This window comes from Algiphilus sp., assembly GCF_965216485.1.
In the GTDB taxonomy this organism is placed as follows: domain Bacteria; phylum Pseudomonadota; class Gammaproteobacteria; order Nevskiales; family Nevskiaceae; genus Algiphilus.
In genome coordinates, this window is record NZ_OZ244162.1 from 408,443 (window position 1) to 434,706 (window position 26,264).

Here is a 26,264-nt window from a genome sequence, read left to right on the forward strand (position 1 = left end):
GGCTCGCCGGTTCAGCTGCCCGGTGTCCGATGCACGAGAACCGGGCAGCGGGCGTGCTGGACGACGCGATCCGCGGTACTGCCGAGGAAGATGCGTCCCAGCGCGCCGTGTCCGCTCGCCCCGACCACCAGCAGGTCGGCGCCGTGTGCCTTGACCGACTCGAGCAGTTCGAGATGCGCGCGCCCGCTGCGCACTTCACGCCGCGGGTTCACCGCCAGCCCCAAACCGTCGAGAAAGCGCTCAAGCGCTGTCTCCGCCGCGGCGTGATCCGGCGACTCCAGCACCTGCTGCACATCGTAGGGGGTAGCCATGGGCGGAACCAGCACGTAGCTGACGATGAGTTCGGCCTTGTATTCGCTGGCGAGTTCAGCGGCGTGCCGCAGCGCATCGGCTGATGTGTCCGACAGGTCGGTGCCTACCACGATGCGCTGCACCCCGGTCAGTGCTGCGGCCTCGTTGCCATTGACCAGGACCGGCGCACGGCTGCCATGCAACACCTTGAGCACGGCGCTGCCGGTGAGATAGCGCTCCGGGCTGGTGACGTGGTCGGTCCCCAGGACGATCAGATCGATGCCGTGCTGATCGGCGTAATGGAGGATGGCGCGCCCGGGCGATTCGTCGGTGATGACACTGCGTTCGATGGTGAGGTCGGGCTGGTCGGGCACTTCCTGCAGAGAAGCGCGACAGGCGGCCAGTACCGATTGCACGTAGTCGTCCGCCTTCTGCAGGCCTCGATATTCCATGTGAAGGGCCGACAGCACGTTCACATGCAGCAGGTGCAGCGTGGCGCCATGCTCGCGCGCCAGGCGGAACGCCGCTTCCTGCGCGTGCTGCGCCTTTGGTGTCAGATCGGTCGCAAACAGAATCTTGTTGTAGATCGCCATGGTGGTCGTGCTCCCCTTCTTGTCGTGCCCGCCGCTTACGGTCTCCAGAATGTACTGCGGCGTGATGGGCACTACCTTGTCGCAGGCCGCTCCTCAGCGCAAACCATCGCCGATGTCGAAGGCCCGTCGCATCCGCGCATTGCGAAAGGCGATGCCCTCGCGCCGTACCACCTGACGGAAGCACAGCGCAAAGCCGTGGCGCCGGAAGAAAGCCTCCGCGCTCAGGCTGACATCGGCCTGCACATAGGGCAGGCGGCGTTGCTCCGCACGGTGGAGGAGGGCCTGCATCAAATGATCGGCCAGGCGTTGACCGCGCACGCCCGGATCGACAAAGAACTGATCGATCCATCCATCCGGCTGCAGATCGGCAAAGCCGGCCGCATCGCCTTGCCATTCGATAACCCACGGCTGATTCGCCAACAGGCGATTGCGCCATGCCGCCCGTTGCTGCGCGGTCGGGTGGTGCGGCGCCCAGACGGCACATTGCGCCGCCGAGTAGTCGCGGATGGCGCGCGCATGCACCGCGCGATGGAAGAGCCGCCACAGCGCCTCCACATCCCCAGGGTGCATCGGACGGATCACCGGCAGCTGAGAGCGCATGGGGCTGGCGAGGGTGTGCGAGAAGCAAGATACTAGACCGAAACAACCCGATTCCGCGTGCCGACCGTAGCCGGATGCCTACCGCTCGGAGATCACGGCGCGCCTACCCTCAGCGCGTGGCAGCATGCTTGAACGATCCTGTCTGACCTTCCGGCACGGCACCGCCGAACGAGACCGCGTGTGACGACCCTCAACGAGCGCAATATCGGGCCCATCCTGTTCTTCCGCGGCTTCGCCGCAGGGCGTTTGCAGCTAGCGGCTCTGGTGATCCAGTGCGGTCACTGTCCCGTGCCCAGCGTGAGCGACGACACCGGGCCCGTCGCCGCCGAATCGCTGGCGCAGTGCCGAGACATCCAGGTGCTGCGCTACTGCTTGTCGCTGCCGGCGCGTAGTGGTGCAGCCTACCGCTACAACGGGGCGCGCTATGCGCTCAATGCCGACTTCCAGAATGATCTGCGCATCGCTTTCGTGGCCTGCAATGGCAAGGAGCGCGGAGACCAGGAGCGCGACCCGGTCACACGCAATGCGCTCTGGCGGCGGCTCGGCTCGGAGCATGCGCGCGCCCCCTTCCAGCTGTTGCTGCACGGTGGAGACCAGCTCTACGCCGATGAAATGCTGGACGCCCATGCGGTTGCACAGGACTGGATTCGTCAACGCGATCTTTCGCCTCCGGATTCCGGCACGCTGGCCATCATGGAACAGCGCCTGCGTGCCGACCTTTTCCAGCGCTACGCCCAGCTCTATGCGCAGAACGATCCCTCCTGGCTGATGGCCCGCGTTCCTTCGCTGTGCATCTGGGACGACCACGACATCTGCGACGGCTGGGGTTCGCTCACCCCCGAACAGCTGGACCATCCGGTGGGGCAGAGCGTGTTCCGGGTCGCGCGCGAATGCTTCCTGCTGTTCCAGCAGGCCAGCACAGCCGAGGCCCTGCCACAACACTTCCTCGACCGCAGCGGGACGAGCCTGAGCTGGTCCGTACGCACGCCCGGGCTGTCCATCATCGCCCCGGATCTGCGCTCGGAGCGCCGGCCGGACCGCGTGATGGGGCCGCACGGTCATCGCGCACTGCGCCAGGCCCTGCACGCGGCACGAGGCGATCGCATCCTGCTGCTGTCCAGCGTTCCCGCCCTCGGTCCGCGCCTGTCCTGGATCGAAAAGCTCCTGATGTGGATCCCCAAGCTACAGAAGTACGAGGACGATCTGCGCGATCAATGGCAGAGCCGTGCCCATCGCGTGGAATGGCAATCCTTCCTGCGCGACCTCATCGAAAGCCACGGACCCAAGCCGGCTGCCGTCACCGCACTGTCCGGCGAGATCCATCTCGCCACACGCGGAACACTGGACAGCGCTGCGGGTCCGCTGCACCAGTTGGTGTCTTCCGGCGTAGCCCACCCGCCTCCGCCTGAGGCCTACGCCCGGGCGCTGGGCTGGCTGGCGCGCTTCGGCGAGTCGCCGCTGCCCAACCACCGACTGCGTCTGCTGCCGTTGCCCGGTCTGCGCGACGTCTACACCGCCGAGCGCAACTACCTCGTGCTGGAACGCCAGCGCGACGCGTGGAGCGCCGCCTGGGAGCTGGAGCACAGCGGCCGCACGCCGGCCCTGCGCATCTAGCATCTTTGCCTGCAAAGGCACTCGCCACCTAGACTGGCGCGACACGGACACCAACGTCGTCATGGCAGCGCTACAACCCCTGCATACGCAAGTGCTGGATGTGATGCGCGCCGAGCTCGGCGAAGCGATGGCTGCGATTCCGGCCGACGTGCATGGCGCGCGCAAGCGCTGCAAGAAACTGCGCGCCACGCTCCGCCTGCTGCGCGGACCCCTAGGCGAACGCTACGGCCCCCTTAATCGCGCAATTCGCGACGCCGCCCGTGCCCTTTCCGGACAACGCGACGACGATGTCGTGGCCGCGCTCTGCACCCAGCTGGACAAGGACGCGCCCGAGCTGGCCTGGGGCCATCTCCCCGACGCCCTGCCGGCAGCGCGCCCCGGCTCGGCGGGTTTCGAAGAAGCACACGCGTTGCTGCAGGCAGTCGATGACCAGCTTGCCGCCGAGGGGCTTCCGCCCATCACGCCGGAGGACCTCGCCAACGGGCTGCGCAACGGATATCGCCGCGCGCGCAAGCGCTGGCGTCGCGCGCTGCCGAACCCGAAAGACGCCCCGCCTCTGCACGAGTGGCGCAAAGAAGTGAAGTACCACATGCATCACTGCCAGCTACTGACTCCGCTCTGGCCCAGCTTGAAGGCGAGGCGCAAGGCACTCAGCCGCCTCGCCGACGGCCTCGGCGATCACCACGACCGCTACATGCTGGAGCAGCGCATCAAGGCACTGGGTACGCACGCCGATGCGGAGCACGCGCACCGTCTCGATCAGCTCGCGCGGGAACAGGAATGGCTTGCCAAGCGCGCGCTGCGTCAGGCGGAGGCGCTGTTCGCCCTGTCGCCAGGGGCCTGGTGGCACCGGCAGACGCAGCCGGCGTGAGATTCAGGCGGCGCGCGCCAGATGCGGCGCGTCCGGCGACTGGCGCGGAATGCTGCCGCCAATGGTGGCCATCAGCTGCATGAGTCGGTAGAGCGCACTCGGGGCCAGCGTCTTGCCGGTGGTAAGCAGCGCTGCGGAGATCTCGCGCGCCGGATCCGCCCAGCAGACGATGTTCATGAAACCGAGGTGGCCATAGGCGCCCCGGCAGTCCGGCCCGTAGAGGCCGAAAGGCTTTTCACCCAGGATCATGCCCATCGAGAAGCGCACGGGCATCAGCAGTGTGCGGTCGAGGCGGATGCGTCCCACCGGCGTCACTGCCCGCGCGATGGTCTCCGGCGCGAAGATCTGCTTGCCCTGGTACCGGCCCCCCGCGCGCAGCATCTCGAAGAAGCGCGAGGCCTCTTCCGCCGTAGCGTAGAGATTGCCCGCCGGGATGACCGCATTCATGAACTCGGGACTGTTCGAGATCGGCGGTACGCGATCGAAATCCACGCCCAGCACGCGGCGCGCGATCGGCCGCAGCGGTGCCGGCAGCGGCCCGCCGGTGAAGGCGTTGCGCGCCACCTCGGCATGGCGCGCGGCCGGGAGGCCGTAGTGAAAATTGTGCATGCCCATGGGCTCGGCGATATGGCGGGCGAGATAGTCATTGAGCGACAGGCCCGAAACCCGCTGCACAATCTCACCGAGGATGAAGCCGGCGGTGATGGCGTGATAGGCCTGCTGCTCGCCAGAACCATGGATGGGCTTGGCCGCGCACAAGGTGGCGACGGCACGGTCCCAGTCCCACAGCAGGCTGGGGTCGGGACGCTTCATCGGGATGCGCGGAATGCCGGCCTGGTGCGCCAGCAGATGCTTGACCGTGGTGGTGTGCTTGCCGCACTGGCCGTATTCGGGAATGGTGTCGGTGACGAGCGCGTCGAGGTCAACCAAGCCATCCTCGGCACATTTGTGCACCAGCATGGCGGTCACCGCCTTGGACGACGAAAACAGGCAGACCGGTGTGTCGCGGCGCATTTCGCGCAGCGCCCCCTGCAGCGGGTCGTCACTGGCCACACCGGCGGCATAGCCGATGGCGCGGTCGAACAGGATGTCGCCGCGGCGCCGGATGCAGAGCTGAATACCCGGGTGCAGGCCGGTGCGATAGAGATCGACGAAGGCCTGGTGAATGGCCTGCGGCACCGAAGGCTCCAGGCCGAGATGCTCGGCCGGCACTTCGTGGGGGTTGCGGTCCGTCACCAGATCCAGATTGCGCCGGATGTGGACGCGGTTGCGACGGCTCGGATTCATGCGCTGCCTCCTAATCTGCGGGCGCCTGTTGTTCTTGCATGACCGCGCAGACCTGTGCGCGTAGCCAGCGGTTGGCGGCGTCCTCGTCTGCGGCATGATGCCAGTAAAGCTGACCACGCAGGGATGGCAGCGGTACCGGCGGTTCGGATCGCACGATCGGCGCGAGTTCGGCCTGGGTGCTGGCCACTCGACGCGGCAGCGCCAGCAACAGGTCGCTGGCGGCTACCGCGCGGCAGGCGGTCTGGTAGTTCTGGCAGCGCAGGGCAATACGCCGATGCAGCCCGGCCCGACGCAACGCATCATCCTCCAGCGACAGTCCGCTTGGACGTCCCGAGACAACGACGTGATCGGCCGCCAGCCAGTCGTCCCGCCGCAGCGGCGCGGCCGCCAGCGGATGATCGCGCCGCATGACGATGCAGAGCGGGTCGTCATACAGCGGGGTGCGCAGAATCTCGCTCCCCAAGGGCAGCGGTACATCGATGACGACATCGAGTTGGCCACGCGCCAGGGCAGGCGCCACCGTCTCGCGGGCGAAGGAGACGGCTTCGAGGATCACGCCGGGGGCCTGCTGACGCAGGCGCTGCGCCAGCTCCGGCAAGGCCGCTGACTCGATGGCTTCGCGTACGCCGATGATGAAGCGGCGTGTGCTGCGCGCCGGCTCGAACGGGGCGCTGCCCTGACGGCTGCCGTCGAGCAGGGCGAGTGCCTGGCGTACGTCCGCGGCAAGGGCGTGCGCCCGCGGCGTGGCCACCATGCCACGACCCTCGCGCCGAAACAGGGGATCGCCCAGGCCATCGCGCAACCGGGACAGGGCATGGCTCACGGCCGGCTGACTCAGATTCAGCGTCTCGGCGGCACGCGTCAGACTGCCGCTGCGGTAGATGGCGTCGAAGACGCGGAACAGGTTGAGATCCATGCGCACACGACAAGTATGCACTTTGTGCATGGGTCAGCATGAAAAACCATCATTGGATGCATGATTGGCTGCGCGGTACGGTACCGCTTTGCCGTCAGAGGAGACGACCGTGGACTTCAGCCATAGCCCCAAGACCAAGGATTACTTGAAGCGCATCGAGACCTTCATGCGTGAGCGTGTTGCGCCGGTGGAAGCGGCGCATTTCAGCGAGATGATGAACGCCCAGCGCGGCGGCGACTGGACACGCTGGAAGATCAATCCCGAGATCGAGCGGCTCAAGAAGGAAGCCCAGGCCGAAGGTCTGTGGAACCTTTTCCTGCCCGAGGAGGGCGTTGGCGCGGGGCTTAGCAACGTCGACTATGCGCCGCTGTGCGAGGCCATGGGGCGCAGCCTGATCGCACCGGAAATCTTCAACTGCAATGCGCCGGACACCGGCAACATGGAAGTGCTGTGGAAGTACGGCAGCGAGGAGCAGAAGGCCACCTGGCTGGAGCCGCTGCTGCGCGGGGAAATCCGTTCCGCCTTCTGCATGACCGAGCCGGCAGTGGCCTCGAGTGACGCCACCAATATGCAGGCCACCGCTACGGTCGAGGGCGACGAAGTCGTGCTCAACGGCCGCAAGTGGTGGTCTTCCGGCATCGGCCACCCGCACTGCCGCGTCGCCATCTTCATGGGGCTGACGGACCCGGAAGCGGATCGCCACCACCGCCACAGCATGGTGCTGGTGCCGCTGGATACGCCGGGCGTGAAGATCGAGCGCATGCTGCCGGTGTTCAATGAATACGACGAACCCTTCGGCCATGGCGAGGTGCTGTTCGACAATGTGCGCCTGCCCAAGAGCGCCTTCATCCAGGGGCCGGGCAAGGGCTTCGAGATTGCGCAGGGGCGTCTCGGACCGGGCCGCATCCACCACTGCATGCGTGCCCTGGGCGCAGCCGAACGCGCCCTGCAGCTGATGATCGAGCGCGGGCTGTCGCGCGAGGCCTTCGGCAAGTCGATCATCCATCTGGGCGGTAACCGGGAGCGCATTGCCGATCTGCGTGCCGCCATCGACCAGGCGCGTCTGCTCACGCTGTACGCGGCATGGAAGATCGATCAGGTCGGCGCACTGGCCGCGCTTACCGAGATCTCCGCGATCAAGGTGGTCGCACCCAATGTGCTGCAGCAGGTGATCGACGAAGCGATCCAGATGCATGGTGGCTGCGGCGTTTCCAACGACGTTCCGCTGGCGGCCATGTATGCGCAGGCCCGCGTATTGCGCATCGTCGACGGTCCGGATGCCGTGCACCGCGGCATGATGGCGCGCATGGAGCTGGGCAAGTACGGCCATAGCGGCAGCCGATCGCGCAAGTGAGGGCGCAGACGCTCTTGCCGCCGGCGCTCCCGGCGGCACGCTTGGCCTTTGCCGACAGGCGGCGGCATCATGCCCACTGGGGAGACGCCGCACCTGCCGGTGCAGATGACACGACGATGCTGGGACAAGCCTTCGATGCCGTGATGTATTACGGGCTGCGCAAGCAACGCGCGGTCGCCGTCCTGCCGGATGACACCCGCTGGCTGGATCTCCCGAGTGGCGACCGGCTGTGCCTGCGCGACAGCGGTGGTGACTTGCCTCCGCTGATCATCGCCACCGCCAGCCCCTGCGGCATCGCGCACTACGACGCGATCTATGAACGGCTGCGCGGCCGCTACCGGGTCATCGTCTTCGATATGCCCGGCTTCGGCTTCTCGCCGCCGCGCATGGCCTATCGGCATGATCTGCAGGATGGCGCCAGTGCAATCCGCGGCCTGATCGAAACGCTGGACCTGCAGCAGGTGACGCTGGTCTGCTCCTCCATCAATGGCCTCTATGCCCTGGCCGCCAGCCGCCAGCTCGGCCCGCGCCTGGCGCGTCTGGTGCTGCTGCAGACGCCGGATCACGCCAACATGCTGGCCTGGTTTGCGCGCACGACGCAGACCTCGATTCGCACGCCGATGGTGGGGCAGTACCTCAATTTCGTCAGCCGGCGACGCTTTCCGCCCGCCTGGTTTCGCGTCACGCTGGCCGACCGGAACCTGCATGCGTCCTTCAGCGACATGGCCTTGCGCGCCCTTGACCAGGGCGCCTGCTACTGCTTTGCCAGCTTCGTGCAGGGCATGCGCAAGACGCGGGCCGATGACGCCCTACTGCATGCGCCGCCGCGCTTGCCGGTCACGGTCATCTGGGGTGGGCGCGACCGCACCCACCGTCATACCAAACCAACCTCGGTGCGCCAGCATTGCCCGCAGGCCGATCTGGTGACCTTTGACCAGGCCGGCCATTTTCCGGATCTGGAAGCACCTGACGCCTTCGCCGCCATCATTTCGACCCCCGCTCCGGCGGTCGCACTCGCACACTGATCCATGACCAACGAACGCATTGACGTCGCGGGCGATGTCCGCGACGGGGAAGCCCTCGACATCGACGCCGTGGATGCTTGGCTCAAGCCACGCATCGAGGGCCTGAACGGGCGCCCCGAAGTCACCCAGTACAGCGGCGGCGCCTCGAACTGGACCTATCGCCTGGCCTATCCCAGCCATGACCTGATCCTGCGCCGGCCACCGGCCGGAACCAAGGCGGCCTCCGCGCACGACATGTCGCGGGAATACCGGGTGCAGGCTGGTCTGCACCCGGTCTATCCCTATGTTCCGAAAATGATGGCGCTGTGCGAGGACGAGGCGGTCATCGGTTGCCCGTTCTACGTCATGCGCCGCATTGAGGGCATCATTCCGCGCGCTGGCATGCCGCGCGGCCTCCCCTTCTCGGCCGAGCAGGCGCGGGCCCTGTGCCACTCGGCCATCGACAAACTCATTGCGCTGCACAGCGTGGATGTGGATCAGGCCGGCTTGCGCGACCTGGGCAAGGGAGCCGGCTACGTACAGCGTCAGATCGAAGGCTGGACCGAGCGCTACGCCAGCGCCCGCACCTGGAACGTGCCGCGTTTCCAGTATGTGTCGCGTTGGCTGGAAGCGAACCGGCCGATGGATGTGGCCACCTGCGTCATCCACAACGACTTCCGGCTGGACAACTGCGTACTCAACGCCGAGGACCCGACGCGCGTCATCGGTATCCTCGACTGGGAAATGGCGACGCTGGGCGATCCGCTGATGGATCTGGGCAATACGCTGGCCTACTGGATTCAGGCCGACGACGACCGCATCGCGCGCGCCACGCGACGGCAGCCGACACACCTGCCCGGCATGATGACGCGCGAGGAGATCGTCGCCTATTACTGCGAGCGTACCGGCTGGAAGCCCGACAACTGGCCCTTCTACGAGGTCTATGGGCTGTTCCGGCTGGCCGTGATCGGGCAGCAGATCTATTACCGCTACCACCATCGCCAGACGCGCAATCCCGCCTTCCGCAACATCTGGATCCTGGTGCATTACCTGTACTGGCGCTGCCGCGGCGTGATCCGGAGGGCCACCTGATGGGCGCGATCTATCTGATCCGGCACGGCCAGGCGAGCTTCGGAAAGGCGGACTATGACCAGCTCTCCAGCACCGGCATGCAGCAGGCCAGCCGCCTGGGCGAAGCGCTGTCGATGCGGCTACCGCACCCGGATGTGGTAGTGGCCGGCGCCATGCTGCGTCACCAGCAGACTGCGGCCAAGGCGCTCACGGCCATGGGCCTGCCGCCCGAATGGGAGACCGACGCGCGCTGGAACGAGTTCGATCACGACGAGATCATCCGCGTCTTCGAGCCGCGCTATGCCAGCCACGCTGCACTGACCGCGGACATGGCGCGTACGCTGAAGCCACGGCGCGCCTTCCAGGACATGTTCAGCAAGGCCGTGGGCCGATGGGTCGACGGCGCCCACGACGACGACTACAACGAAACCTGGCCCGATTTCTGCGCTCGCGCACGCACGGCGCGCGACGATCTGCGCGAGCGCCTCGGTCGGGGTCGCAGCGCCCTGGTCTTCACCTCCGGCGGCGTCATCACCAGCATCGCCGCCGAACTCATGCGGCTTGGTACGCGCGAAACGCTGCGCCTGAACTGGACCATCGCCAACGCCAGCGTGACCAAGCTGATCTATTCCGATCGCGGTGTCTATCTGAGTACGCTCAACGAGCACGCCCATTTCGAGGGCATGCACCGCGACCTGATCACTTACCGCTAACCGTCAGGACACACACCATGCGCAAATCCATCCTCATTACCGGCGCATCCTCCGGCCTCGGTGCCGGCATGGCGCGCGAATTCGCCGCCAAGGGACGCGACCTGGCGCTCTGCGCCCGCCGCACCGAACGCCTGGAGGCGCTGCGCGACGAACTGACACGCGACCATCCCGAGTGCCGCGTCGTCATCCGCCCCCTGGATGTCAACGACCACGACGCCGTCTTTGAAACCTTCCGCGCCTTCGCCAGCGATCTCGGCGGCCTGGACCGCATCATCGTCAATGCCGGCATGGGCAAGGGGCAGCCCCTGGGCACCGGCTATTTCTATGCCAACAAGCAGACGGCGGAAACCAACTTCGTGTCTGCGCTGGCGCAGATGGAAGCGGCCATGGAACTGTTCCGCGAGGCCAACGCCGGCCACCTGGTGGTCATTTCGTCGATCAGCGCCTTCCGCGGCATGCCCAAGAACCTGACCACCTATGCCGCCAGCAAGGCCGGCGTGGCGGCGCTGGCCGAAGGCCTGCGCGCCGAGCTGCTGGATTCACCGATTACGGTGAGTACGATCTTCCCCGGCTATATCCGTTCGGAAATCAACGAGAAGGTGAAGAACACTCCCTTCATGGTCGACACCGAAACCGGATGCCGCGCTATGGTGCGCGCCATCGAGCAGGAGCGGGCCGAAGCTTCGGTTCCGCCCTGGCCGTGGATCCCGATCGGGGCTGCGATGCGTCACCTGCCGCTGCGCGCGGTGACGCGCCTCTCCTGATCTCTTGCCATCAACGGAGACTTAACCATGACGCGACCCCAGAAGCTGGGCCCGCAGCGGGTGCATTTCACCACCGACACCGCCCTTGACCGCGACGCGGTGTTCGCATTCTTTGCCGACCACGAGCGCTTCGGAACCCTGTTCGCGCCGTCCTTTGCGGCCAAGCCGGGCGCGCTGATCAAGCGCACCGGTACCGCCACCGAAGGCCAGGACCCGAACGGTGTCGGTTCCGTGCGCAGCGCCAAGCTCGGCCCTTTCACCCTGCTTGAAGAAGTGATCGTGACCTTCGAGCCGGGTGTCTGCATTGAGTACACCGCGACGCGCGGTCCCATTCGCAATCATCTCGGGCGCATCGAATTCAGCGACAACGCCGATGGTGGCACCCACATCGACTACCGCATCTGGTTCGACACCGTCCTTCCGGGGCTGGGCAAGCTGCTCGCACTGCAGCTGGGCAACGCACTCAACGGCGGCTGGAAGCGCACCGAGCGCCAGTTCGCCACTGCCTGAGGCGGCAGCGCGATACAAAGAAATGGCCCGCCGTGCCTGCGCACGACGGGCCATGCGTCGCTCAAACCGTGTCCGGCGTGATCAGGCTGCGCGTGCGAGCTGATCCACCTGCGCCACGAAGTCGTCCATTTCCTTCAGGAAAGCGCGGTTGTCGTGGTCCCACGGATGGAAGCCGGGGCGGAAATAGTCGAGGTAGTCGAAGAAGGCGCGCCGGAAGACTCCGGGCGAGCGCCCCAGAAGGAAACCGCCCAGCTGACGCCAGCCGCGCAGGCTACCAAGGGGCTTGGTTTCGGGATCGGCGCGCAGCGCACGCAGATACATCTCTCCCAGCTTGCTGAACAGAACCACCGTGGCCAGCACCTGCCCCGCGTAGCGGATGGCCTCGGCGCGCAGGCCACTGCCTTCGACCGCGCGGTAGACATCGAAGGCCACCGCCTTGTGCTCGGTTTCCTCCAGGGCGTGCCAACGCCACATTGCGGACATGGCCGGGTCTTTCGAGCCGCCCACGACGCGCGCATCGTCCAGGGCTTGATGCGCCAGGATGGCGGTGAAGTGTTCCAGCGCTACGGTACCGGAGAGCTGTACCGCACGCGGGGTGTGCCTGCGGAAGAAGTCGAGCAGGCTCTTGACCTCTGCCTCCATTTTCTCCGCCGGGATTCCAGCTTCCTGCAGCGCGGCGTTATAGATCTCATGCTCGCGCCCATGCATGGCTTCCTGGCCAATGAAGGCGCGCACGGCTTCGCGCAGTCTGGGGTCGGTGATGTCTTCCTGGTAGTTGCGCACACTGCTGATGAAGAAGCGCTCTCCCACCGGGAACAGGATGGACATGCAGTTCATGAACAGACCGACCTGACGGCCGGCCGGGTGCCAGTCGAGGATGTTCTGCTTGTCAATCGGAAAGCTCAGATCACGCCGAACGGGCTGCATCACAAATCTCCTGCAATGGTGTCATTGATTAATGACAATATTGCACGGGGCCATGGCCGGCAATGCCGTTCATCGCTGTCAAAGTCACCGTCCAGTTGTCGTTTCCGATACGCGGTGCCGTAGACTGCGTTGCGACAAGCAATCGCATCGCTTGCGCCAACGAAACAGAGTCTGGAGACCGTGGAACCGATGAGCAGTCACAACGCGGCCGATGCCGAAACGGACACCATCAGCGCGCATAAGGTGGAGCGGGAATACACCATTGACCAGCTTGCACGCGCTGCCGACACCACGGTACGCAATGTGCGTGCCTATCAGGACCGGGGTCTGATCCCCCCACCGGAGCGCCGCGGACGTACCGGCTATTACGGATCAGAGCATCTGTCGCGCCTGCGCATCATCGGGCAGATGATCAACCGCGGCTATACGCTCACCTCGATCGGCGAGCTGCTCGAAGCTGGGAACACGGTCGTGACATCGCTCAGGTGATGGGCCTGGAAGCCGCCGTCACCAGTCCATGGACCGATGAGACGGGCGGCTATTTCACGCTGCCGCAACTGGTGAAGATGTTTGGCGGCAGATTCGAACCGCGCTGGCTGGTCAAGGCCAGCGAGCTGGGCATTCTGCGCTCCGAGGGCGCGCGCTTCTACGCGCCCAGCCCGCGCATGCTCCGCGCCGGCGCTGAACTGGTGAAGACCGGCATCCCGCTCGATGAGATGCTGGATGTGGTGGCCAAGCTGCGCGACAACGTCGAACGTGCCGCCAATGACATGGTGCGGCTGGTCGAGCACCATATCTTCGACCGCTTCGGTCCGGGGCTGCCACCCTCCGACGAAATTCCCGCGCTGGGTGACGCGATCTGGCGGCTGCGCCCGCTGGTGGAAGTCGCGGTGCACGCCGAGGTGGCGCGCGCCATGGAGCGCGCCGCCACGCGCCACCTGGGCGACCGGCTGGCCTACGTGCTCGACCATCTGCACGACCACAGCGAGACGGAAAGCGCCACCGCCCCCGTATCGGACAAGGCATCGGGCCGCAAGCGCGCCACCGCGAAGAAGAGCACCAGCCGGAAAGCATCCGCGAAGAAGGGCACCGCGGCCGGCGCTGCCAGGAAGGCTGGCGGCCGGCGCAAGAGCCGCGCCTAGAACCTACTCCCCGCCCTGCATCAATCGACGCGCCCCGGCACTGACCAGACGCTGATAGGTCGTCGGCATCAGCCGCTGCATGGCATCGACGGCATAGGCATCTGGTCCGATCAGCACGCGACGCGCGTTGCGTGCCACGCCGCGCAGGATGACGTCGGCCGCCTTCTCCGGCGTGGTGATGAATAACTTGCTGAAGCGCGCCTTGCTTTCTGTGACATCACTGGCACCCATGGATGCCATGTTGTCCGTGAAGCGGGCCGCCTGCGCAATATTGGTCTTGATGCCGCCTGGATGCACCGAGGTCGCGCTGGCGCCGCTGTGGGCAATATCCAGCTCCTGACGCAGCGCCTCGGTATAGCCGCGGACCGCGAATTTGGCCGCGTTGTAGGCCCCCTGTGAGGGCACAGCGATCAGGCCGAAGATGCTCGACACGTTGACCACGTGGCCTTCGCCGGTCTGCTTGAGATAGGGCAGGAAGGCCTGCGTGCCGTAGACGACGCCCCAGAAGTCGATGTCCATCAACCAGCGTAGATCGTCGTCCGACATGCCATCGATGGGGCTGCCCATCGCGACCCCGGCATTGTTGAAGATGAAGTGGACTGCGCCCAACTCAGACGCGGTGGATTCGGCCCATTGCTGCACCTGCGCCTTGTCCGCAACATCCACAGCGGTGGAGGTCACGCGTACACCGCGATCGGCCAATTCAGCGGCAACGGCGTCGACGCTCGCCTTGTTCACGTCCGAAAGCGCCAGGTGACAGCCGAGTCCCGCCAACTGGTGCGCGAGCGCGCGACCGATACCGCTACCCGCGCCCGTGATGGCCGCCACCCGGCCCTGATACCGCTTTGCAAGACGGCTCATAGTGTCCTTTCCTGAATGATAGTCCGTCGCACCGTGCGACCCCCGAGTGCATGCCACGCAAGCTGGCGGCGGCGCCTTTGAGGCGCCGCCCAGGACGGTCGTCGATCACTCCGCTTGTCCGCAGCATGCATTCCCAATGTAGCAGCTTCGGCGCAGGCTTTTGTCTGCGCATCATGGCTCGCTGAATGCCATCCCACTGGTGGACAACACATTTTTTCAGCAAACCGTCACATCCATCGGCAACGCCCGCCACATGGGGCTTTGCGCCAACAACCCAGCGGTGAAGGCGCGCGCCGGAGCCGTGAGAAAGTTTCCTTTCGTACCCAGCCGCGGTATGGTAACGGGAGTTTGTGGCCATTTTTCTGGCCCGACGAGGCGCCGCGGCCGCACTGCGGCCGCCGTCCCTGATGGCGAAATGTGCTTGCTGGGTAGCGCCCTGGCCGCGTTTCGTTGTTGATCATGCACCGCCACGGGAATTAACGATGAAAGCAGAACACAAGCAAGATTTTGGGGCGGATCCAATTGCCGTCCGCGACTCGGATCATTTCACCGAGGAATACACCAAGTCCTTCGCCGAAAAGTGGGACGAACTCATCGACTGGGAGAGCCGCGCCGAATCCGAAGGCCGCTTCTTCATCGATCTTCTGAAGGAGAAGGGTAAGCACAAGATCCTGGACGCGGCGGCTGGCACGGGCTTCCATTCGGTGCGCCTCATGCGCGAGGGCTTTGACGTGGTCACCTCCGACGGCGCCCCCGAGATGCTGTCGATGGCCTTCGACAACGGGCGCAAGTACGGCCTGATCCTGCGTACGGTGCAGGCCGACTGGCGTTGGCTCAACCGCGATGTACACGGCAAGTACGACGCTGTCATCGTGCTGGGCAACAGCTTCACGCACCTGTTCGACGAACGCGATCGCCGCAAGGCACTGGCCGAGTTCTACGCCGCGCTCAAGCACGACGGCATCCTGATCCTCGATCAGCGCAACTACGACCGCATTCTGGACAAGGGCTTCTCGTCCAAACATAAGTACTACTACTGCGGCGACCAGGTGTCGGCCGAGCCCGAGCACGTCGACGACGGGCTGGCGCGCTTTTGCTACAGCTTCCCCGACGGCTCGCAGTACCACCTCAACATGTTCCCGCTGCGCAAGGAATACACGCGCGGGCTCATGAAGGATGTCGGCTTCCAGAAGATCGAAACCTTCGGTGACTTCAAGGAAACCCACAAGGAAGAAGAGCCGGACTTCTACATCCACGTCGCCTACAAGGACTACCACACCGGGGATCCGGCGTAATGTCGAAGTACGACGACGAAGCCATCAACACCGCTCGCGATTACTACAACAGCGAGGACGCGGATAATTTCTATTTCCACGTCTGGGGTGGCGAAGACCTTCACGTCGGTATCTACAAGGACGACAACGAGTCGATCTTTGACGCCAGCCGCCGCACCGTCGAGCGCATGGCTGAGCGCCTGCAGACGCTGTCCAAGGACAGCAAGGTGCTCGACATCGGCGGCGGCTACGGCGGTTCGATGCGCCACCTGGCCCGAACCGTGGGCTGCCACTGCACCGTGCTCAATCTGAGCGAGGTCGAGAACGAACGCGACCGGGCGATGAATCGCGAGCAGGGACTGGATGCGCTGATGGATGTGGTCGATGGGGCTTTCGAGCACCTCGACTTCCCGGACAACAGCTTCGACGTGGTGTGGTCGCAGGACGCCATCCTGCACAGCGCTGAGCGCGAGAAGGTACTCACCGAAGTGGCGCGTGTGCTCAAGCCCGGCGGCGAGTTCGTGATGACCGACCCGATGGCGGCAGACAGCTGCCCGGAGGGCGTGCTCGATCCCATTCTCGAACGCATTCATCTTTCCAGCCTCGGCACGCCGGATTTCTACATCCGCACGGCCGAAAAGCTCGGCATGAAGGACTGCGGCTTCGAGAACCACAGCGACCAGCTGCCGCGGCACTACGCCCGGGTGCGCGCTGAACTCACCCGCATGGCACCCGAACTCAAGGGCAAGGTCAGCGACGCGTACATCGAGCGCATGAAGACCGGCCTGACCAATTGGGTCAACGGCGGCAACAACGGCTATCTGGCCTGGGGCATCTTCCTGTTCCGCAAGCAATAGATCCACCGCGGCTGCGCCTTTGATCGGCAACGATCAGGCGTGTCAGGATGGATTCACCTGGACGTGGCAATCTGGAGGCCGGTCGACATCGTCGTCCGGCCTTTTTCGTTCCTGACGCACCATGAAACCGATCACCGACTGGTTCCAGCAACAACTCTCCAACCCGCAGGTCATCAGCCTGTTGCTGGTGCTGCTGCTGTTCTGGGCCTTGGTGACCTTCCTGCCGGGCACCTTCATGCCGGTGTTCGCAGCCGTGGTGATTGCCTACCTGCTGGAAGGCCCCACCGGCGCGCTGGAACGCATCCTGCCGCGCTGGGCCGCGTCCATGATCATCTGGACCCTGTTCGTCACGGTCGCCATGGCCGGCTTGTTCACCATCCTGCCGCTGCTCACCCGCCAGATCACACAGCTCATTACGGAAATTCCGGCGGTGATCCGTGCGCTGCAGAACTGGATGATGACGCTGCCCGAGGAGTATCCGAACATCTTCTCGGCCCAGCAGCTGCAGGAATTCGCGGACGGGCTGAACATCAACTTCTCGCGGCTGAGCGACGAAGTGCTGGCACGCAGTTACATGGTGGGCACCGGTATCACGCTGGCGATGATCTATGGCGTGCTGGTGCCATTGATGGTGTTCTTCCTGCTCAAGGACAAGACGCGCATCCTGCGCTGGATGCGCGGCTTCCTCCCGCGCGACATCTCCCTCATTCAGAGCGTCTGGAGTGAGGTCGATCAGCAGATTGCGAACTACGTGCGCGGCAAGGCCATGGAAATCGCCATCGTCTGGGCGGTGACCTATGTGGTCTTCGCCATCCTGGGCCTCAACTATGCCGCCTTGCTGGGCGCCATCACGGGTTTCTCGGTCCTGATTCCCTATGTGGGCGCCATCCTGGTGACCTTCCCGGTGGCCGCGGTGGCCTACTCCCAATTCGGTATCGGCCCGGAATTCGCCTGGGTGGTGGTGGCCTATGGCGTCATCCAGGCGCTGGACGGCAACGTGCTGGTACCAGTGATCTTCTCCGAGACCAATGACCTGCATCCGGTAGCCATCATCGTGGCGGTGATGTTCTTCGGCACGCTCTACGGCTTCTGGGGCGTGTTTTTTGCCATCCCGCTGGCCACCCTGGTGGCGTCGATTCTGAAGGCCTGGCCGCGGGCACGGCAGGAGGACGCCGCCAATACCGGCGAGGGTTCCAGCAAGGAAGCCGCCGCGCCCTAGCGAATTGGCCGAACGGTCAACTGCTGCATAATGCGCCCCTGCCCACGGGAGCCCGAAAGCCGATGCGCGAAGCCCTCACCAAGAATGCCCTGCGGCTGCTGTTCAAGCCGGTCATGCGACCGGAAGTACCGATCGGCTTCCAGCGCGCATGGGTGCAGGCGCTGACCCTGATCAATCTGCCCGCGCCCAGCATCGACAGCGAGTACGCCCTCTTCGGCGGAGTGCCTTGCGAGATCCTGCTTCCCAAGCAGGCACCGCGTCGCACCATCGTTTTTCTGCACGGCGGCGCCTATGTGCTCGGCTCCCCGTCCACGCATCGCGCCATAACCACGCACCTCGCCGCTGACGGGCAGGCGCGCGTGATCGTGCCCGACTACCGCCTGGCGCCCGAGCACCCGTGGCCCGCCGCCCTTGAAGATGCGGTGGCCACCTTCACGGAGGTCTGCAAACGTTTCGGGAGCGCTACCTTGAGCGGTGACTCGGCCGGCGGCGGGCTGGCGCTGTCCTGCGCACAGAAACTGCGCGACGAGGCCGCTGCGCTGCCCGAGGCGCTGCTGTTGATTTCCCCATGGGCGGACATGAGCAACAGTCAGCCCAGCCACGTCGAACGCGCCCAGCGCGAACCCATGCTGCGCGGCGACTGGTCACGGTTCTCGATGAAGGCCTTCGTCAACGGCCAGGGTGCGCCGGAGGATCCGCGCTGGTCCCCCTTGTTCGCCGATATGGCGGGCCTGCCGCCGACACGCATCCACGTCGGCAGCGAAGAAATCCTCTACGACGACGCGGTGGCGCTGGAGGCTGCCATGCAGAAGGCTGGCGTCGCAGCGTCGCTGCGCGTCTTCGACGGGCTTTGGCATGACTTCCACATGCATGCGCGCACCTTGCCGCGCGCCCGCGATGGCGTGCGCGACCTTGCCGCCTTTCTGAACGAGCACGCGCCCGTCCGCTGAACGACCACGCTTGCGGCCCCAGCCCCGGGCGGTCCGTTCAGCGCTTGGGGCGCGCGAAGACCAGAAGGTTCTGGAAGGCTTCGCCGCAGTGCCCGCGGTGGTCAAAGAGCTGGGATTGCGCCATGCCGCTGCCGTCGCGCGCAACGCGGGTACGCGCGGCCACGCCCAGCCAGTCGCCTTCCGGTGGCCGTTCCAGGAAGACGGTCAGATCGCTGTTGACGAAAATGGTGTCCGCAAAGGGCGTCTCCCAGCTCAGCCCGTTGCCGAAGTCCGACGCGGCACATGCCAGCATCGTTGCTGAAGGCGCACGACCCGACACCAGCGGCCTTTCTGCACGAAACCAGGCGGTAGCCGGACCCGGCTGCTCCGAATCGCCATCGGCCAGGCGGATATGCATACCGGTGGTGTGGAAAGCGGGACGATCCGGCATGCCGCCAAAGCGCACCCGGGTGGTGCAGGCCTCGGCCGATGGCACCGGCGGCGCAGCAGGCACCTGACCGAAAGCGGGCATCCCGCTGTCGGCGCGCCGTTGCATCAGCAGCAGGGCACTGGCGACTTCGCTCCCTGCCGCGTCGTGCAGGGTCACGCGCACCCGTTTCACCGATCGCCCGCCACTAATCGCCTGGGTCACGCGCAGCGGCTGCATCGGCACTGGCTTGGGCAGCTCCAGACTGAGGCGGCGCAAAGACCAATCCCCTTCCCAGCCTTCCGCTGCCGCTTCGGCCACCGCCACGCTCAGTGCCGCTGGCACCCCGCCGTGCTGAGCGGCGTCGTCCCACGGGCCGGTGGCGTGCACGGACGGATGGGCCCACTCGCCGTCCCAGCGAAGCACCGCCTCACGCTCCGTCATGCGCGCGCGGCCACGTCCACGACGACGCGGTAATGCGGGGATCCGTTACGCAGGCGATCCACCGCCTGATTGACGTCCGCGATGGGGTAATGCTCGGTACGCGGGGCGATGCCGTGGCGTGCACAGAAATCCAGCATGGTGGCCATGGTGGCCGGCGAGCCGGTCGGTGAGCCGGAAATGCTGCGCTGGCCGCCGATCAGCGAAAAGGCACGGAATGCGACAGGCTCCAGCACGGCACCCACGAAATGCAGCCGGCCGCGCGGCGCCAATGCCGCGATATAGCGATGCCACGGCAGCGTCACGTTGACGGTGACCAGGAGCAGGTCGAAGGTGCCCGTGAGGCGCTTGAGCGCCGATTCATCGGTGGAGGTCACAACCTGATGAGCGCCCAGGGCCTTGGCCTCGTCGGCCTTGGCCGCACTGGAGGTGAAGGCGGTGACTTCGCAACCCCAGGCGCGCGCGAACTGCACGGCGAGATGGCCGAGACCGCCGATCCCAACCACACCGACGCGATCTGTTGGCCGGATACCGAATTCCACCAGTGGCGAAAAAACCGTGATGCCGCCGCAGAACAGCGGCCCCGCGCTGGCCGCATCGAGACCTTCGGGCAGCGGCGTGACCCAGCGCCAATGCGCACGCACGGCTTCTGCAAATCCGCCGTGCCGACCGACGATGGTCTCTTCCACCGTCGAGCAGAGATGATGGTCGCCATGCGTGCAGGGCGCGCAGTGCAGACAGCTGCCGGACAGCCAGCCGAGTCCGACGCGCTGGCCTTCGCGCAAGCCCCGAGCATTGCGGCCGAGAGCGCTGATGCGACCCACCACTTCATGTCCCGGGACCAGGGGATAGACGCTCCGCCCCCATTCGTTGTCCAGCATGGAGAGATCGGAATGGCACAGGCCGCAGGCTTCCACGGCGATCTCGACCGCATCGTCGGGCAGAGGCCCGGCGTCATAGCTGAAGGGTTCCAGTGGCGCCGCGGCAGAGGGTGCGGCCCAGGCATTGATGGTGGACATGGTGTGTCTCCCTGACGTTATCGCTGCAGGATAGCGCGGCTTGCCGCCGGCCTCCTGAGCGTGTTGAATGAGCGCGGCCGCAGCCGGCGCGCACTAGGGAGAGACGAGCATCGCCAAGCAAGCACCCGATCTTCGTGGTCGTACCGCCATGGTGACGGGCGCGGTCCATCCACTGGCCGCCGCATTGGCCGATCAGCTTGCCGCCAGCGGCGCCGATCTGGTGCTGGTCGCCCGGGAACACGAGCGGCTGGCCATGCTGGCGGAATCGCTGCAGCAGCGCTACGACACCTCCGTGATGGTGCTGGCGGCCGAGCTGAGTCAGCCTGGAACGCCACGGATGCTGTTCGACACCGTGCAACCACAGCGCCCCGTGGACATGCTGATTCAGCATCCCGATGACGTGCCGGCCGACAACGATGCCTCATCCACCGAGGAAGCCCGGAGCCACGCCATCGTGCAACGCCGCGTCGTTGCCCTTTGCGAGCTTACACAGCGCTTCGCCGCAGGCATCGATGATCAGGGTTGGGGCCGGGTGCTGTTTATCAGCACGCCCAGCCACCATCGGGACGCCGCGCACACCGACGCCGTCACCGCCGCATCCGAGGCCTTCGTCCAGCAGTATGCTCGCTCGCTGCATCGCCGCTGGCGCGGCAGTGGGCTGGCCTGCACGCTGATGACGAGCGCCGCCCCGCGATCGGGGCAGGATGCCGGGGCGCCCCGGCAGCAGGCGGCCACGCCTTCCGCACAGTCGGATGCTGCCACCACGCGATTGGCGCGCCGGGCACTGCAGGCACTGCTGCACGGCGCCGAGCGGGTACCTTCGCGACGACTTCGCTGGCTCTAGACATGCCCGGCACGCCGCCACAATGCGACTCTCACCATCATCCTTGGACACCCTGCAGGAGACACACACGATGCTGACTTCGATCTACGCCGGCCTACTCGCACTGGTATTTCTCGTGCTTTCGATCCGCGTCATCCAGGGGCGGAGCACCGCAGGCGTCAGCCTGGGCGACGGGGGAGACGGGCGGCTGAACCGGCGCATCCGTGCGCACGCCAATTTCGCCGAGTATGTGCCGCTGTGCCTGGGGTTGATCGCACTGCTTGAGGTAGGTGGTGCCCCGGCCTGGCTGCTGCACACTCTGGGCGCCGGGCTGGTTGTCGGCCGCATCGGGCACGGCTACGCCCTGGCCTTTGCCGAGCACTTTCCCCCCGGGCGCATGGTGGGTACGCTGCTCACTTTCCTGGTGCTGCTCATCGGTGGTGTCGGCTGTCTGCTGCTTCCCTTCCTCCCAGTGTGAACAGCGATCTGCAGCTCGCCCAACTCGTCGCCGACCAGCTCAGTGAATGGGCTCCGGTACGGCCGCGGCGCATGTTCGGTGGGGTCGGCCTGTTCCGCGAGGGCCGCATGTTCGCGCTGGTGTACGACGGCGCGCTGTACCTGAAATGCGATGCGCAGAATGCACCCGCCTTCGATGCCGTGCAGGCGCCCGCCTTCCGTTATCAACGACAGGGACGCACCATCGCCCTGTCCTATCGCCAGGCACCGGAGGCGGCCATCGATGACGCCGACGACCTTTGCGCCTGGGCCGACCACGCATGGCGCGCGGCCCTGTCAAAATCTCACGACGCACACTAGGAGACACGCATGTCCTTTGATTATTCCGGGAAGACCGTATTCGTTGCCGGTGGCACCAGTGGCATCAATCTTGGCGTTGCCAAGGCCTTTGCCAAGGCAGGCGCACGCGTCAGCGTGCTGTCCCGACGCCAGGAGAAGGTCGACGCCACGGTCGAAGCGCTCAAGGCCCTGGGCGCAGAAGCCAACGGCTATGCCGCCGACGTCCGCGACTATCCCGCCGTTGAGGCAGCACTGCAGGCCGCGCACGGGCAATTCGGCGCCTTTGACGTGCTCGTGTCCGGCGCCGCGGGCAACTTCCCGGCAAAGGCCACCGGCATGTCGGCCAACGCCTTCAAGAGCGTGGTCGACATCGACCTGCTCGGGACCTACCACGTGCTGCGCGCCGCCCATCCGCTGATGAAGAAGCCCGGCGGCTCGATCATCAACATTTCGGCCCCGCAAGCCTTTCTGCCCATGAACATGCAGATGCACGTCTGTTCGGCAAAGGCCGGCGTCGACATGGTGACCCGTGTCGGTGCACTCGAATGGGGCCCCGAAGGCCTGCGCGTCAACTCCGTTGTCCCCGGCCCCATCGAAGGCACCGAAGGCATGGAGCGCCTCGCCCCCACCGAGGCTGCGCGTAAAGCGGTCATCGACAGCGTGCCGATGAAGCGCTATGGCCAGGCCAGCGAAATTGCCGACTGCTGCCTGTGGCTAGGCAGCGACATGGCGGCCTACGTCACCGGCGCGGTCATCCCCGTCGATGGTGGTTGGGCGCTCGGGGGGGCGACCAGTCTTGGGCAGGGGTTTGAGCAGTTGGCGGGGGGATAGGCGTCACTGCTGAGGCGTGCCAACGGCATCGTCGCGATGTTGCGCAACGACGAGCCGTTTGGAGTCCCCTTCACCCGCGCCGGTAGGGGCCCGGCCCGACAGGGCCGGCGCGGGTGTGGGGTGCGGTCTTTTGGTTACTTTTCTATCGCACAATAGAAAAGTAACCCACACCGAGCAGATTGATCAGTCCGGAGCTTTGAGCATCACAGGTGCGGAACCACGAGCAAAGGTGCTGATTGAAGCGCCCTCTGATGACTCCTTTCCGCCAAGGATTCCGCGCTCTGAAGCAATCCACTCACGAGTGATTCACACAGAACGCGCGGGTCCCTTTGGTTACGGCCAAAGGAACCAAAGCCAGGGTGCCCACGGGTGGCCTGGCGCGGCTACGCCGCACCAGGTGCCCGGATCGGACGTCGTGCTCGGGGTACGCGCCGACACGACGTCCCTGTCGTGACGGCGCTTGCTCGACGTCCTGTCTCGCACCCCCTCCGCGCGCCACCCGATCCGGCCACCCGCCAAGGGCACATTTCCTACTGGCTCGCCGCTGCGCGGCATCGCTGCGATGTCGCGAAGCGACGAGCCGTATGGAGTCCCCTGCACCCGCGCCGGAGTAGCGCCTGCGCGCAGGGGATGGCTGGCCAGGGACGGCCCGCCAAGGCCTGTCACGACAGGGACGTCGTGTCAGGCCGACCCCGAGCACAGGTGCTACGCAGGGGCCCGGCCCGACAGGGCCGGCGCGGGTGTGGGGTGCCCTCTCTTTGGTTCCTTTCTCTGGGCAAGCAGAGAAAGGAACCCGCACCGGGCAGAGTGATCAGTCCGGAGCGCTATCCATAACAGGTGCGGAACTTTGAGCGAAGACGGCCATTGGAGCGGCCAATGCTGAAACCCGATCGCCAAATGCACGGAGACTGGCTTGCCGCTACGCAGCATCGCTGCGAGCAACCTCAGAGATACGACGAAAACAACCAGAAAAAGGCATCCCTCAACCGCACCGGCAATGGCCGCGCCCTCAGCGCGGAAGCCTGAATTTCATGCCCCCTACGCTCGACCGCGTGAAAGCGCTCCACCAGTTGCGCGGCCAGGGCCGGATCATAGGCTTCCACAGCGAGTTCGAAATTGAGGCGCAGGCTGCGCGGATCGATATTCGCGGTACCGAGCTGGACATAGTGCTCGTCCACCACAAACAGCTTGCTGTGCGCAAAGGGGGGCGGCTGTTGTATGACACGAACCCCGGAAGAAAGCAGGGGCTGCAACATGTTCTGGGTGGCCCAATCGACGAAGCGGAGGTTGCTGCGTGCGGGCAGAACGATCGTCACCTCGACGCCACGCAGCGCGGCCGCCTGCAAGGCCGCGGTAAGTTCGGGCGAGGGCAGGAAATAGGGCGTCATGATCCGCACCGAGCGCTGGGCCACCCCCACGGCGGCCAGAATCATGAAGGCCAGCTTGTCGAGGTCGTCGTCGGGCCCGTCGGTGATCAGACGGGCGATGGCGCCATTGGGCTCGGCGGCGGGAACGTTGTGCAGCACCAGCGCTTCGCCGGCTGCCATGCGCCAGTCCTCGGCAAAAGCCCGTGCCAACTGATCCACCACCGGGCCGCGGATGCGGAAATGCACGTCGACGACCGGCTTGCGCACGGTGGCTTCGCTGACGATATGGTACTCGGCGATGTTGAGGCCGCCGGTGAAGGCCATTTCTCCATCGACCATCAGCAGCTTGCGGTGGTTGCGCAGATTGATGTGCAGCATGGGCGGGATCAATCGCGGTGGCAGAAAGCGCACCGCGCGGACGCCATGCCGACGGAGCCAGAACACCGGAAAGCTCAGCCCATAGACCGCGCCGATGCCGTCCACCAGCACGCGCACGGTCACGCCTCGCTGAACCGCCTCGGCCAGCGCGCGCATGAAGCGCTTGCCGGTGGCGTCATTGCGGAAAATGTAGCTCGCCAGCCAGACGGAGTGCTTGGCATTGGCAATGGCTTCCAGCATCGCCGGGTAGGCCTGCTCGCCGTTGAACAGCGCCTCGATCCGGTTCCCCGAGAGTGCAGGGCGGCCGGTCAGTACGTCACCAGTTGCCGACAACGCCTGAAAGCTATCGGGTATGGGCGGCAGGGATCGCGGGTGGCCCCGCGCACCGGGAACAGCCGGCACATCCAGCAGCGAACGCGCGCGGCGCCGGACACGGTTGATGCCGAACAGGTAGTACAGCAAGGCGCCTGCGAGTGGGAACAACAGGCAGACGGCGATCCAGCCCCAGGCGGCCCGAGGGTCGCGCGCATTGAGCAGGGCGTGTCCGCCGGCCCAGAAGGCCGCCAGCGGATAGCCCGCGGCGGCGACGTAGGTCAAAGCCGAAAGCAGTTGCGCGCTATCGATGGGGGCGATCAAGGACTTCCACGTCAACAGCCAATGGCATGTGATCGGAGAGGTGGATCGGCAGCGCGGCCACGCGCCGCGCCTGCAAGCCCGGTCCAAGCAACACCTGATCCAGCGCGCGCCGGGGCCGCCAGCTTGGATAGGTTTTCGGCGCATCCGGCACGGGGCGCAGCCCCTTCTCGTGCAGATCGGGATGATGCCGCAGAAATTCGTTGCCGCTGTTCAGATCGCCCAGCATGACGACGCGCTCTCCTGCCCCGGCCATGCCCGCAATGTAGCGCAACTGCTTGCGCCGGTCCTCTCCGCCGAGGGAGAGATGTGCCGCCAGAATGGTGAGACCACCCAGCTCTTCGCCGTAGCGCAGGCGCATGGCGGCGCGGCCCGGAATGCGCGAGGGCAGGCTGTGCGCCTGCTGCTCGATCGGTGCGGCACGGGACATCCAGCCATGGCAATGGCGGGCCACCGGATGCAGATCACGGGTGACGATGAATCCGCAATGGTCGAAGCCAGCCGCGCGGGCCAGAAACTCGATCTGGTTGCGACTACGGGTACGCAGGCTGCCGGCATCGGCTTCCTGAATGGCGACGAAGTCGAAGCCGGACAGCATTTCCGCAATGCGCTCAAGGTTGCTGTGCTGATCCTTCGATGGCCATAGGTGGCGCCAGGCACCACTGACCATGTGTCCATAATCGCGGGTGTGCAGGCCAACCTGGATGTTGTAGGTCAGCAGGCGATACGGCGGCGATTGCGATTCTGCCATCG

General features: G+C 65.7%; 28 protein-coding genes. 18 read left to right on the top strand and 10 right to left on the bottom strand.

The genetic code is table 11. The features are described 5' to 3' along the window. Positions 1-11: 11 nt before the first annotated feature. Positions 12-956 (bottom strand): universal stress protein, encoded by a 945-nt coding sequence (locus ACOOFO_RS01895; RefSeq protein ID WP_420427969.1) that lies wholly within the window; start codon positions 954-956, stop codon positions 12-14. 21 nt (positions 957-977) lie between these two features. After that, on the bottom strand, positions 978-1,484 hold the full coding sequence (locus tag ACOOFO_RS01900) for a GNAT family N-acetyltransferase (RefSeq protein WP_420427970.1): 507 nt from the start codon (positions 1,482-1,484) through the stop codon (positions 978-980). A gap of 180 nt (positions 1,485-1,664) precedes the next feature. Between ACOOFO_RS01900 and ACOOFO_RS01905 the strand changes: the two genes are divergently transcribed. Further along, entirely contained in the window at positions 1,665-3,098 is a 1,434-nt protein-coding gene (locus ACOOFO_RS01905; protein ID WP_420427971.1) for an alkaline phosphatase D family protein, read from the top strand. Between the two features lie 61 nt (positions 3,099-3,159). Next, complete coding sequence (locus tag ACOOFO_RS01910; RefSeq protein WP_420427972.1) at positions 3,160-3,969, top strand: CHAD domain-containing protein; 810 nt, start codon at positions 3,160-3,162, stop codon at positions 3,967-3,969. A gap of 3 nt (positions 3,970-3,972) precedes the next feature. Here the strand turns inward: ACOOFO_RS01910 and ACOOFO_RS01915 are convergent, their stop codons facing one another. Beyond that, positions 3,973-5,256, bottom strand: coding sequence for a serine hydrolase domain-containing protein (locus ACOOFO_RS01915; protein ID WP_420427973.1), 1,284 nt, complete (start codon positions 5,254-5,256; stop codon positions 3,973-3,975). Between the two features lie 10 nt (positions 5,257-5,266). Next, positions 5,267-6,172, bottom strand: a complete 906-nt coding sequence (locus ACOOFO_RS01920; RefSeq protein ID WP_420427974.1) for a LysR family transcriptional regulator — start codon at positions 6,170-6,172, stop codon at positions 5,267-5,269. Between the two features lie 109 nt (positions 6,173-6,281). Between ACOOFO_RS01920 and ACOOFO_RS01925 the strand changes: the two genes are divergently transcribed. From ACOOFO_RS01925 to ACOOFO_RS01950, 6 genes are all read left to right on the top strand, one after another. Next, positions 6,282-7,526: an acyl-CoA dehydrogenase family protein gene (locus tag ACOOFO_RS01925; protein ID WP_420427975.1), complete on the top strand. Its 1,245-nt coding sequence runs from the start codon at positions 6,282-6,284 to the stop codon at positions 7,524-7,526. A gap of 116 nt (positions 7,527-7,642) precedes the next feature. Continuing rightward, positions 7,643-8,551, top strand: coding sequence for an alpha/beta fold hydrolase (locus ACOOFO_RS01930; protein ID WP_420427976.1), 909 nt, complete (start codon positions 7,643-7,645; stop codon positions 8,549-8,551). Positions 8,552-8,554: 3 nt separating this feature from the next. After that, positions 8,555-9,622 carry a phosphotransferase family protein gene (locus ACOOFO_RS01935; protein WP_420427977.1) on the top strand — a complete coding sequence of 356 codons (1,068 nt, stop codon included), beginning with the start codon at positions 8,555-8,557 and terminating at the stop codon, positions 9,620-9,622. Beyond that, entirely contained in the window at positions 9,622-10,314 is a 693-nt protein-coding gene (locus ACOOFO_RS01940; protein WP_420427978.1) for a histidine phosphatase family protein, read from the top strand. The genes ACOOFO_RS01935 and ACOOFO_RS01940 overlap by 1 nt, the downstream gene beginning before the upstream one ends. A 17-nt stretch (positions 10,315-10,331) precedes the next feature. Then, the gene (locus ACOOFO_RS01945; protein ID WP_420427979.1) at positions 10,332-11,078 is read left to right on the top strand and encodes an SDR family oxidoreductase; all 747 of its coding nucleotides are present in this window, start codon (positions 10,332-10,334) and stop codon (positions 11,076-11,078) included. A 27-nt stretch (positions 11,079-11,105) separates the two neighbouring features. Next, entirely contained in the window at positions 11,106-11,588 is a 483-nt protein-coding gene (locus ACOOFO_RS01950; RefSeq protein ID WP_420427980.1) for an SRPBCC family protein, read from the top strand. An 81-nt stretch (positions 11,589-11,669) separates the two neighbouring features. Here the strand turns inward: ACOOFO_RS01950 and ACOOFO_RS01955 are convergent, their stop codons facing one another. Next, the gene (locus ACOOFO_RS01955; protein ID WP_420427981.1) at positions 11,670-12,515 is read right to left on the bottom strand and encodes a metal-dependent hydrolase; all 846 of its coding nucleotides are present in this window, start codon (positions 12,513-12,515) and stop codon (positions 11,670-11,672) included. Between the two features lie 189 nt (positions 12,516-12,704). Between ACOOFO_RS01955 and ACOOFO_RS01960 the strand changes: the two genes are divergently transcribed. Together ACOOFO_RS01960 and ACOOFO_RS01965 are read left to right on the top strand one after the other, a co-directional pair. After that, a complete protein-coding gene (locus ACOOFO_RS01960; protein WP_420427982.1) occupies positions 12,705-13,004 on the top strand; it encodes a MerR family transcriptional regulator in 300 nt (99 codons plus the stop codon). Next, on the top strand, positions 13,004-13,657 hold the full coding sequence (locus tag ACOOFO_RS01965) for a hypothetical protein (protein WP_420427983.1): 654 nt from the start codon (positions 13,004-13,006) through the stop codon (positions 13,655-13,657). Before ACOOFO_RS01960 ends, ACOOFO_RS01965 begins: the two co-directional genes overlap by 1 nt. A gap of 3 nt (positions 13,658-13,660) precedes the next feature. On the opposite strand, the gene ACOOFO_RS01970 is transcribed toward ACOOFO_RS01965, so the two are convergent. Then, entirely contained in the window at positions 13,661-14,518 is an 858-nt protein-coding gene (locus ACOOFO_RS01970) for an SDR family NAD(P)-dependent oxidoreductase (protein ID WP_420427984.1), read from the bottom strand. Positions 14,519-15,000: 482 nt separating this feature from the next. Between ACOOFO_RS01970 and ACOOFO_RS01975 the strand changes: the two genes are divergently transcribed. The 4 genes from ACOOFO_RS01975 (at position 15,001) to ACOOFO_RS01990 (ending at position 18,818) form a co-directional block, all read left to right on the top strand. Continuing rightward, complete coding sequence (locus tag ACOOFO_RS01975; protein WP_223054803.1) at positions 15,001-15,813, top strand: class I SAM-dependent methyltransferase; 813 nt, start codon at positions 15,001-15,003, stop codon at positions 15,811-15,813. Next, complete coding sequence (locus ACOOFO_RS01980; RefSeq protein WP_420427985.1) at positions 15,813-16,649, top strand: methyltransferase domain-containing protein; 837 nt, start codon at positions 15,813-15,815, stop codon at positions 16,647-16,649. The genes ACOOFO_RS01975 and ACOOFO_RS01980 overlap by 1 nt, the downstream gene beginning before the upstream one ends. A gap of 121 nt (positions 16,650-16,770) precedes the next feature. Continuing rightward, on the top strand, positions 16,771-17,868 hold the full coding sequence (locus ACOOFO_RS01985; protein ID WP_420427986.1) for an AI-2E family transporter: 1,098 nt from the start codon (positions 16,771-16,773) through the stop codon (positions 17,866-17,868). A 62-nt stretch (positions 17,869-17,930) separates the two neighbouring features. Then, a complete protein-coding gene (locus tag ACOOFO_RS01990; protein ID WP_420427987.1) occupies positions 17,931-18,818 on the top strand; it encodes an alpha/beta hydrolase in 888 nt (295 codons plus the stop codon). Positions 18,819-18,855: 37 nt separating this feature from the next. Here the strand turns inward: ACOOFO_RS01990 and ACOOFO_RS01995 are convergent, their stop codons facing one another. Next, on the bottom strand, positions 18,856-19,668 hold the full coding sequence (locus tag ACOOFO_RS01995; RefSeq protein ID WP_420427988.1) for an acyl-CoA thioesterase domain-containing protein: 813 nt from the start codon (positions 19,666-19,668) through the stop codon (positions 18,856-18,858). Then, positions 19,665-20,684 (bottom strand): NADPH-dependent aldehyde reductase Ahr, encoded by a 1,020-nt coding sequence (gene ahr / locus ACOOFO_RS02000; RefSeq protein ID WP_420427989.1) that lies wholly within the window; start codon positions 20,682-20,684, stop codon positions 19,665-19,667. Before ahr ends, ACOOFO_RS01995 begins: the two co-directional genes overlap by 4 nt. A gap of 148 nt (positions 20,685-20,832) precedes the next feature. Between ahr and ACOOFO_RS02005 the strand changes: the two genes are divergently transcribed. The 4 genes from ACOOFO_RS02005 (at position 20,833) to ACOOFO_RS02020 (ending at position 23,133) form a co-directional block, all read left to right on the top strand. Beyond that, positions 20,833-21,528, top strand: coding sequence for an SDR family NAD(P)-dependent oxidoreductase (locus tag ACOOFO_RS02005; RefSeq protein WP_420427990.1), 696 nt, complete (start codon positions 20,833-20,835; stop codon positions 21,526-21,528). A gap of 70 nt (positions 21,529-21,598) precedes the next feature. Further along, a complete protein-coding gene (locus ACOOFO_RS02010) occupies positions 21,599-21,985 on the top strand; it encodes an MAPEG family protein (RefSeq protein ID WP_420427991.1) in 387 nt (128 codons plus the stop codon). Beyond that, the gene (locus tag ACOOFO_RS02015; RefSeq protein ID WP_420427992.1) at positions 21,982-22,323 is read left to right on the top strand and encodes a TfoX/Sxy family protein; all 342 of its coding nucleotides are present in this window, start codon (positions 21,982-21,984) and stop codon (positions 22,321-22,323) included. The genes ACOOFO_RS02010 and ACOOFO_RS02015 overlap by 4 nt, the downstream gene beginning before the upstream one ends. Before the next feature lie 9 nt (positions 22,324-22,332). After that, entirely contained in the window at positions 22,333-23,133 is an 801-nt protein-coding gene (locus ACOOFO_RS02020; RefSeq protein WP_420427993.1) for an SDR family oxidoreductase, read from the top strand. Positions 23,134-24,077: 944 nt separating this feature from the next. On the opposite strand, the gene ACOOFO_RS02025 is transcribed toward ACOOFO_RS02020, so the two are convergent. After that, positions 24,078-25,529, bottom strand: coding sequence for a phospholipase D-like domain-containing protein (locus ACOOFO_RS02025; RefSeq protein WP_420427994.1), 1,452 nt, complete (start codon positions 25,527-25,529; stop codon positions 24,078-24,080). Beyond that, positions 25,495-26,262, bottom strand: coding sequence for an endonuclease/exonuclease/phosphatase family protein (locus ACOOFO_RS02030; RefSeq protein ID WP_420427995.1), 768 nt, complete (start codon positions 26,260-26,262; stop codon positions 25,495-25,497). Before ACOOFO_RS02030 ends, ACOOFO_RS02025 begins: the two co-directional genes overlap by 35 nt. Positions 26,263-26,264 lie beyond the last annotated feature (2 nt).